The sequence below is a fragment of the Actinomyces sp. oral taxon 849 str. F0330 genome, from assembly GCF_000239715.1.
GTDB lineage: Bacteria > Actinomycetota > Actinomycetes > Actinomycetales > Actinomycetaceae > Actinomyces > Actinomyces johnsonii.
In genome coordinates this window covers 39429-47709 of record NZ_JH470349.1, presented here as the reverse complement: position 1 = coordinate 47709, position 8281 = coordinate 39429, and the positions used below count along the sequence as shown (strand labels likewise).

Annotated in this window: 6 protein-coding genes; 5 read left to right on the top strand and 1 reads right to left on the bottom strand. The window is 67.7% G+C overall.

Annotated features, from left to right (window positions below):
* Positions 1 to 2656, bottom strand: a 2656-nt coding sequence (locus tag HMPREF0975_RS02315) for a GH32 C-terminal domain-containing protein (RefSeq protein WP_009232506.1), incomplete at its 3' end; no start/stop codon positions are given.
* 233 nt (positions 2657 to 2889) lie between these two features.
* On the opposite strand from HMPREF0975_RS02315, the gene HMPREF0975_RS02310 reads away from it, so the two are divergent.
* The 5 genes from HMPREF0975_RS02310 (at position 2890) to HMPREF0975_RS02290 (ending at position 8263) form a co-directional block, all read left to right on the top strand.
* Positions 2890 to 3192, top strand: a complete 303-nt coding sequence (locus tag HMPREF0975_RS02310; protein ID WP_009232505.1) for a PspC domain-containing protein — start codon at positions 2890 to 2892, stop codon at positions 3190 to 3192.
* Positions 3193 to 3716: 524 nt separating this feature from the next.
* Complete coding sequence (locus HMPREF0975_RS02305; RefSeq protein WP_009232504.1) at positions 3717 to 5954, top strand: NAD(+) synthase; 2238 nt, start codon at positions 3717 to 3719, stop codon at positions 5952 to 5954.
* A 302-nt stretch (positions 5955 to 6256) separates the two neighbouring features.
* Complete coding sequence (locus HMPREF0975_RS02300) at positions 6257 to 6697, top strand: PTS sugar transporter subunit IIA (protein WP_009232502.1); 441 nt, start codon at positions 6257 to 6259, stop codon at positions 6695 to 6697.
* On the top strand, positions 6697 to 7188 hold the full coding sequence (locus tag HMPREF0975_RS02295) for a PTS system mannose/fructose/N-acetylgalactosamine-transporter subunit IIB (protein WP_009232501.1): 492 nt from the start codon (positions 6697 to 6699) through the stop codon (positions 7186 to 7188). The genes HMPREF0975_RS02300 and HMPREF0975_RS02295 overlap by 1 nt, the downstream gene beginning before the upstream one ends.
* A gap of 127 nt (positions 7189 to 7315) precedes the next feature.
* Complete coding sequence (locus HMPREF0975_RS02290; RefSeq protein WP_009232500.1) at positions 7316 to 8263, top strand: mannose/fructose/sorbose family PTS transporter subunit IIC; 948 nt, start codon at positions 7316 to 7318, stop codon at positions 8261 to 8263.
* Positions 8264 to 8281: the final 18 nt, after the last annotated feature.

Genomic DNA, 8281 nt, shown 5'->3' with positions numbered 1-8281 from the left:
GCCTCTGCGCGGCCGGCTGCCCTGGGCCGGGGGAGTCGGGGCTCTCGGCGGCTCCTCCGGCGTCATCGGCGGCCCCCAGGTGCCACAGGCTCAGGGAGTTCAAGCGGGCGGTGCCGCCCTCGGCGTAGAGCGAGACGTTGGCGGAGCCCTGCTCGGGGTAGACCGTCTCGGTGATGACGGGGGTGCCGTCGGCGGCGAAGACCTCCACGGAGTGGGCGTCGACGACGATGCGCAAGTGGACCTGGCCCTTGCTGTCCGGCGACAGCGGGGCGGTGGCGCGGTCCGGGAACTTCGGGGAGAAATCGGTGACTCCGGAGTGGGTGCGGTCCACGACGAGCTGCTTGGCCCCGGCGTCGTAGCCGATGAGCGTGTACCGCTCGCCGTTGTCGAGGACCTTGAGACCGGCGAAGGAGGATGTGCCCGGGCTCAGGTCGACGCTGATGTCCAGGGATGTGCCCTGAGCGGCTTGGCCGAGGGAGGTGTCGCCCGCTGGGATGTCGGTGTCCTTCCGGGTGACCTCCTGGCCGGTGCGCAGGGACTCCAGGGCGGTGATCGGCTGGGCGGTCAGCCGCAGCTTGCCGTCCACCCGGGTTAGTCCCAGCTCGCGCACCGTCGACATGGCGGTGCGCCAGGTGGTGGTGGGCAGGTTGCGCACATAGGCCCAGTTGCTCATCCATCCCACCTGGTATCGCTTGCCGTCGGGGGCGTCATTCCAGGTGACGGCCGCGTAGTAGTCCTTGCCGTAGTCCAGACGCGGGACGACGTCGGCCCCGGAGAAGGCCTTTGTGTTCGACTGGATGATCTGGTCGACCATGAGGTGGCCCCAGTCCTCGGCATTGCCGTTGTGGTCCTCGATGACGAGGCGGGCCTTGCGGCCCTTGTAGGCGGAGACGTCCATACTCGTCCACTCCAGGGTCCCGGAGTTGTTGCCGGTGGCGGAGGCGACGACCTTGCCGTCGACGACGAGGCTGACCGAGGTGTTGTCGGCGAAGGGGGAGGCCTTGGTGTCTGAGGCGCGCACCTCGTCCAGGAGGATGTGTCCCCAGCCTCCGGTGGCCGTGTCGGTGACGACGATCTGGGCGGACTTGCCCTTGAGGTCGCTGACGTCCCAGCTCTGCCAGTTGAGCTCCTCCAGGTTGCGGCCGGTGGCCGAGCGCACCACTTTGCCGTCGACGACGAGCTCGACGACGGTCGCCCCGGAGCCCCCGCCGCCGTCCGCGCCTCCGGTGGGTCGCGGATTGGCGCCGCCGCCCATGAGGAGGTTGAGGTAGGAGGAGTCGATGGTGAAGGCCGGGGAGGTTGCGGTGCCGGTGGTGGCGTCCGAGCCCTGCCCGGTGGAGACGTCGAAGTAGGTGTTGAGCAGCCCGGCGCTGGAGTGGTTGACCAGCGGTTGCTGGCCCGGGGCGGCTCCCTGCCCGGGAGCGGCCCCGAAAGCGCTGCCCTCCACGGTCCAGCCGTCCCAGGAGCCGTCGAAGCCGGCCAGGAGCTTGCCGCCGCCGTTGTCCCCGGTGGCCTGGGGGTTATAAGGGTGCTTGCCGCCGGCGGTGCGCAGGTTGATGTAGGACGAGGAGACGGTGAACTCATCCGATGTCAGTGTGCCGGTGTCGGCGTCGCCGCTGCCGAAGGAGTCCACGTAGGCCTTGCCCTGGTGGCCGGGCAGATCGCCGGTGGCCGGGCCCGAGCCGAAGGCGGCGCCGTCGGCCTTCCAGCCGGTGTAGCCGTTCTCGAAGTCGGCCAGGGTCGTGCCCTCCTCACCGGTGTAGTGGGGGATCTCCTCGGGGGTGAAGGTGGAGCCGTCCCAGCTGCCCACGAAGTACTGGGCGGAGTCGGCCACCGTCACCACGAGGACCCACTTGGTCTCCTTGGAGTCGCCGTCGACCTGCAGCGGGAAGAAATCCGGGCATTCCCACACCGCTGAGGTGATGCCCTCGCCCCCGAAGCTGGACTGCTCGGTCCAGTGGATGAGGTCGGGGGAGGAGTAGAAGGAGATGCGGTGCTCGGTGGCGTGGGAGACCACCATGGTCCAGCGGCCGGCCGTCTCGTCCCAGAAGACCTTCGGGTCGCGGAATTCGTTGGAGCCGATGTCCAGGACCGGATCGCCGTTGTTGTACAGGTTCCAGGTGCGGCCCTTGTCCGTGGAGTAGGCCAGGGACTGGGACTGGTTACCGCCGACATCGGCGCGTGTCCACACCGCGACCATGGCCGGGTTGTCCGGGCTGCCCAGGCCAGAGGTGTTCTGGGTGTCGACGACGGCCGAGCCCGAGAACACCCCGTACTGGGAGGTGTACGGGATCGCCACGCCCAGCTCCTGCCAGTGGACCAGGTCCTTGGAGACGGCGTGCCCCCAGGACATATTGCCCCAGTCCGAGCCTTCGGGGTTGTACTGGTAGAACATGTGGTACTCGCCGTCGTAGTAGACGAGCCCGTTGGGGTCGTTCATCCAGTTCTTCTGCGGGGTGTAGTGGGTCTGCGGGCGCCATTGCTCGCCGGCCTGGTCGGCATTCGGAGCTGCTGGGGCCAGCGGGGAGGAAGGGGCCAGTCGGGTGGCCGGGCGGACCTGGCCGGCTGCGGCTGCGGGCATGGAGGCCAGGGTAGAGCCGGCTGCGAGCAGGCAGAAAGCGGCCAGGGCGCTGAGAGGCCGGGTGATCCGACTCATGGCATGTCCTCCGGGGAATGGGGTCGGCGCGGATGGGCGATGCGGAACGCAGTGGCGGTGCGAGGCGGAAGGCCTGGGTGGCGCACTCGATAACGCGCGTTAGCAACAGTGACAAACTACGCGGACACCCGGTCCCGATCAAGCGCTCAGGGACGACTCCCGGGAAACGTCGGGGACTTCTCAGGGTGCTCCCCGATGGCGGACGGCGGACCGCCTCGGCCAGACTTGTAGGTATGACACAGCAGCAGTACCCCGGTCAGTTCAGTCAGTCCACCCGTTCCGAGGGGGACGCCGGTACCGCCTCCGGCGGCCGCGCGGATGAGTTCTCCCGCTTCCGCAGCTCTCTGCCCCGCCGCTCCCGCGAGCACCGCGTCCTGGGCGGTGTCTGCGGGGGCCTGGCCGAGGCCTGGGACATGCCGGTCACCGCGGTGCGCGTCGGAGCTCTCCTGGCCTGCCTCCTGCCCGGCCCCATGTGCCTGGTCTACGCCGCCGCCTGGTGCCTCATGCTCGACGAGCCCGCCCCCGGCCGTTATTGACTCCAGTACTGACTTCAGTACTGACTGTTCTCAACCAGCCCGGCCTGCCGGGGCCGGTTCGCGACGACTCCTTGGCTGCCTTTAGCGCCGCGGCAACACGGCCCGCACCAGAATTACGACCACTGAAACCCGCTGGCGGCGTCAGGCCGTCGACCCATTGAAAGAAAGGTGATTGCTGTTTCCTCACTGCTTCTCTCCTCTTGTCTCCTCGTCACTCGTTTTCTCCTGGCATGCGTCCGTCCCAGCCGTCACCGGTTCCAGGCGGCACCTCGGGCACATGCGTGAGTGCAGAACTGCGCCCGCCTCGTCGCCCCCGGTTCCACGGGTGACGTGGTGGGCGCAGCGTGCTGCTGGACAGGCGCCATCGACGCGCTCAGAGGCAGATCCCGGTCCCCGTGCGCGCAGGATGTCTCCGCCCGTGCCGACAAGGACGAGTTGTGGACACGATGCAGCGGGCCGACTCGCGGGTCGTCCTGAGGAGCGGCGGTCTCGCAGGAAGGCGCCGTCGATGGGAGGATCGGCCCGTGACCAAAGCCGTGAATGACACTGCGACTGACGCTGTGACCGACATCGAGTTTCACTCTGCCTACGACCAGGGCTTCGCCCGCGTCGCCGCCGTCACCCTGCCCGTGGTGCCCGTCGACCCGGCCGCCAACGCCGCTGCCATCATCGAGCAGGCCCGGTCTCTGGGCGACGACGGCGTTTGCCTGGCCGCCTTCCCCGAGCTGTGTCTGACCGGCTACGCCATCGACGACCTCCTCCTGTCCGATGTGCTTCTGTCCGACGTCCTCGCCGCCATTGAGACCCTGCGCGCCGCCAGCACCGACCTCCTGCCTGCCCTCGTCGTCGGTGCGCCCCTGCGCCTGGGCGATCGTCTCTACAACTGCGCCCTGGTCATCCAGGGCGGGCGCGTGCGCGGCGTCGCCCCCAAGTCCTACCTGCCCACCTACCGGGAGTTCTACGAGAAACGGCACTTCGCCCCCGGCGACGCCCTGCCCGCCGGGGTGGAGACCATTGAGCTGCCCGGCGTGTGCAACGGCTCCAACGACTCTGGTTCCGATGCCGCTGCTGTACCCGGCAGGCCGGCATCCCGGGTCCCCTTCGGGCCCAATCTCCTGTTCGAGGTCGACGATGTCCCCGGCCTGACCTTCCACGTCGAGGTCTGCGAGGACATGTGGGTGCCCGTCCCGCCCTCGTCGCTTGCGGCTCTGGCCGGGGCGACGGTCCTGGTCAACATCTCCGGCTCTCCCATCACCGTGGGGCGGGCCGAGGACCGCGAGCTGTTGGCCCGATCGTCGTCGGCCCGGGGCCTGGCCGCCTATGTCTACGCCGCCGCCGGGCAGGGCGAATCCTCCACGGACCTGGCCTGGGACGGCCAGACCCTCGTCTACGAGAACGGCGAGCTGCTCGGATCCACCGAGCGCTTCCCGGACGGGCCGCGCGCCACGGTCGTCGACGTCGACGTCGAGGGCATGCGCGCCGAGCGCCTGCGCCAGGGGACCTTCGCCGATAACGCCCGCACCCTGAGCTCCCCGGCCGCAGGCTCCCCAGCCGCGGCCACCACCTTCACCGACCCGGCGGCCTTCCAGCGGATCAGGATCGGCGGCGCCGAGCTGACGGCCCCGCGTACGGACATCGGCCTGCGCCGCCGCGTGGACCGCTTCCCGTTCGTGCCCGACGACCCGGCCCGCCTCGCTCAGGACTGCTACGAGGCCTACAACATCCAGGTGGCCGCCCTGGTCCAGCGCCTGGGGGCCATCGGCAACCCCAAGATCGTCGTCGGCGTCAGCGGCGGCCTGGACTCGACCCACGCCCTCATCGTCGCCGCCCGCGCCATGGACCGCCTGGGCCGACCTCGCTCGGACATCCACGCCATCACCATGCCCGGCTTCGCCACGAGCGCCGGCACGCGCCGCAACGCCGAGGACCTCGCCGTCGGCCTGGGCTGCATCTTCGAGGAGCTCGACATCCGGGCCACGGCCACCCAGATGCTCACCGAGATGGGCCACCCCTACGGCGAGTACGCCCGCACCGGCGACCTCCCCGATGGCATCAGTGAGCGGGACCTCTACGACGTCACCTTCGAGAACGTTCAGGCGGGCCTGCGCACCGACTTCCTCTTCCGCATCGCCAACCACCGCGGCGGCATCGTCCTGGGCACGGGCGACCTCTCCGAGCTGGCCCTGGGCTGGTGCACCTTCGGGGTGGGCGACCAGATGGCCCACTACGGCGTCAACGCCGGTATTCCCAAGACCCTCATCCAGCACCTCATCCGCTGGGTGGTCGCCGAGCGCCTGTTCGACGACGTCGTCGGGCGCACGCTGCTGTCCATCCTGGACACCGAGATCAGCCCCGAGCTGGTCCCGGCCGGAGCCGGTGGTGCCATCCAGTCCACCCAGGCCAAGATCGGGCCCTACGCCCTGCAGGACTTCACCCTGTGGCACGTGCTGCGCCGAGGGGCGCGCCCCAGTCGCATCGCCTTCCTGGCGTATCAGGCCTGGTCGGACGCGACTGCCGGGGATTGGCCCGAGGGCCTGCCCCAAGCGGAGAGGGTCGCCTACGATCTTCCCGAGATCCGCCACTGGCTCGAGCTGTTCCACCGACGCTTCTTCACCAACCAGTTCAAGCGCTCGACCCTGCCTAATGGCCCCAAGGTGGTGGCCGGCGGCTCGTTGTCGCCTCGCGGGGACTGGCGCATGCCCTCCGATGCCGCGGCGACTGCCTGGCTCGCAGAGCTCGAGCGCAACGTGCCGCGTGCGTGACGCCGCTGACGAAACGGGGACCATCGTCCTATGATGTGACATAAAACACAAACAGCCGGTTTTCGCATTCCATGTTCGACCTTGATTAAATAAAAACGCGTATTTACGCCGCACAATCGAGGTTTGCATATGCTAACGCGTGTTAGCAATGTCGGTTTTGTGGTTTTTTGTGTGAAACTGGTGGGCGTCTACGTGGTGGTGATCACGTCGATCGTCCCTATCGTCGCCATGTCACACACGTCGCTGTTGCCCGGGCCTCACGGAATCCTCGGCGGCAGCCCGGATGGAAAAGGTTCCCGCCCATGGCTTCCCTGGTCATAGCCGCTCACGGACACCTGGCTGAAGGCCTCGTTGCCTCCTCCGCGATGATCGTCGGCCCCAGTGACGACGTCGTCGCCGTCACCTTCGACCCCTCCGAGGGGCCCGACGACCTGCTGGCGAAGTACACCGCCGCGGTCGAGGCGTCCCCCAGTCAGGAGCACCTCATCCTCGTCGACCTCTTCGGCGGCAGCCCATATAACGCTGCCGCCCGTTTCGCCGCGGGCCGCGATGACGCCGATGTCGTCACCGGTGTCAACCTGCCCATGGTCATCGAGGTCCTGTCCCGTCGCCTCGCTGGCGCCGGGCTCGCCGAGCTCGTAGAGGCCGCCCGGACGTCCGCCACCGACGGCGTCAAAGTCCTCTCCGAGGTCTTCACCCCAGCACCCACCACCACTTCTGACGATGAAGGAGACGAGCTCTGATGGATGTCAAGCTCCTGCGTATCGATTCCCGCCTGGTCCACGGACAGGTCGCCAACAACTGGGCCGGATCCCTTGGAGCCGAGGCCATCCTCGCCGTCTCCGACGGCGCCGCCAACGATGAGCTGCGCAAGACCCTCATGCTGCAGACCGGAGGCGGCAAGGTGAAGGTCCACGTGCTGGGCGTCGAGAAGGCCGCCCGCGTCTACAAGAACCCCAAGTACGAGGCCCTCAAGGCCGTCATCGTCGTCGAGACTCCGGCCGACATCGTGCGCCTGCTCGACCTGGGTGTGGAGGCCAAGGAGGTCAACGTCGGCGGTATGACCTTCAAGCAGGGCACCAGCCAGGTCTCCCAGGCCGTCTACGCCAGCCCTGAGGACGTCGCGGCCTTCAAGGAGATCGATTCGCGCGGCATCAAGCAGTACATCCAGCAGGTGCCCTCCACCGCGAGCTCCGATCTCATGGAGACGCTCAAGGACAAGGGGCTGCTCTGAGCTCCGACGATCTTTGACGCCGTCAGCACCCACTCCCCGCATATCCCTCAGACATCCCATCCCGCTCCTTCGTGGTGGCGGGACCAGAAGGGGTGTCTTGTCAGCCCTCACATGAGAGAGACGTACCGTGCATGACATCAATCTGATCCAGATCATTCTGGTCACGCTCGTGGCATTCGTCGCGGGTATGGCCAGCGTCCTGGACGAGCGGCAGTTTCACCGCCCGCTCGTCGCCTGCACCCTGACCGGTATTGCCTTGGGCAACCCCACCGTCGGAATCGTTGCCGGTGGAACCCTCGAGCTCATCGCCCTGGCCTGGATGAACGTCGGTGCCGCCATGGCGCCCGACGCCGCTCTGGCCTCCACGGTTTCCACGGTCGTCGCCGTGGTGTTCGTCAACCAGGGAATCGCCCAGGGCGATGCTATTAACCAGGCCGTGACTGTGGCCGTACTAGTGGCTGCGGCGGGGCAAGGACTGACGATCTTCGTGCGAACGATCGCCATCTTCTTCGCCCATCAAGCGGACCGCTTCGCCGAGCAGGCCAACTACCGGGGCATCGCCATCATGCACTTCACCACCCTGGGCCTTCAGGGGCTTCGGGTGGCCGTTCCGACGGCTGCCGTCGCCATCCTGGCCGATGGTGAGACCGTGAAGGATACCCTGGAGGCCATTCCCAAGGTCATCACCGATGGGCTCAACATCGCCGGTGGCTTCATCGTCGTCGTCGGTTACGCCATGGTCATCAACATGATGAAGGCGCGCAAGCTCATGCCCTTCTTCTTCCTGGGCTTCGTCTTCGCTACCTTCGGCACCACCGTCACTTCCCACGGCGGGAAGGTTGAGGACCAGCTGGATAAGGGGGTCGATGGCATGGCCCAATGGATCGTCAGCTCCACGCCGACCGCCGTGTCGCTTGTGGCACTGGGCATCCTGGGGGCCTGTCTCGCCGTCATTTATGTCCAGCTCAACCCCGAGTTCCACGACTCCGTGCGCCTGCCCGCTGCCGCCTCGCCCGCAGCCGGTGGCGGCTCCAGCAGCGACCTGGACGACGACCTCGACGACGAGCTCGACTGAGCTGGAAGAAGGAAGATT

Bases quoted from the DNA above. Each gene is read 5' to 3' on its own strand.
- HMPREF0975_RS02300 (WP_009232502.1), top strand. From the start codon at position 6,257: ATGGCTTCCCTGGTCATAGCCGCTCACGGACACCTGGCTGAAGGCCTC.
- HMPREF0975_RS02295 (WP_009232501.1), top strand. From the start codon at position 6,697: ATGGATGTCAAGCTCCTGCGTATCGATTCCCGCCTGGTCCACGGACAG.
- HMPREF0975_RS02310 (WP_009232505.1), top strand. From the start codon at position 2,890: ATGACACAGCAGCAGTACCCCGGTCAGTTCAGTCAGTCCACCCGTTCC.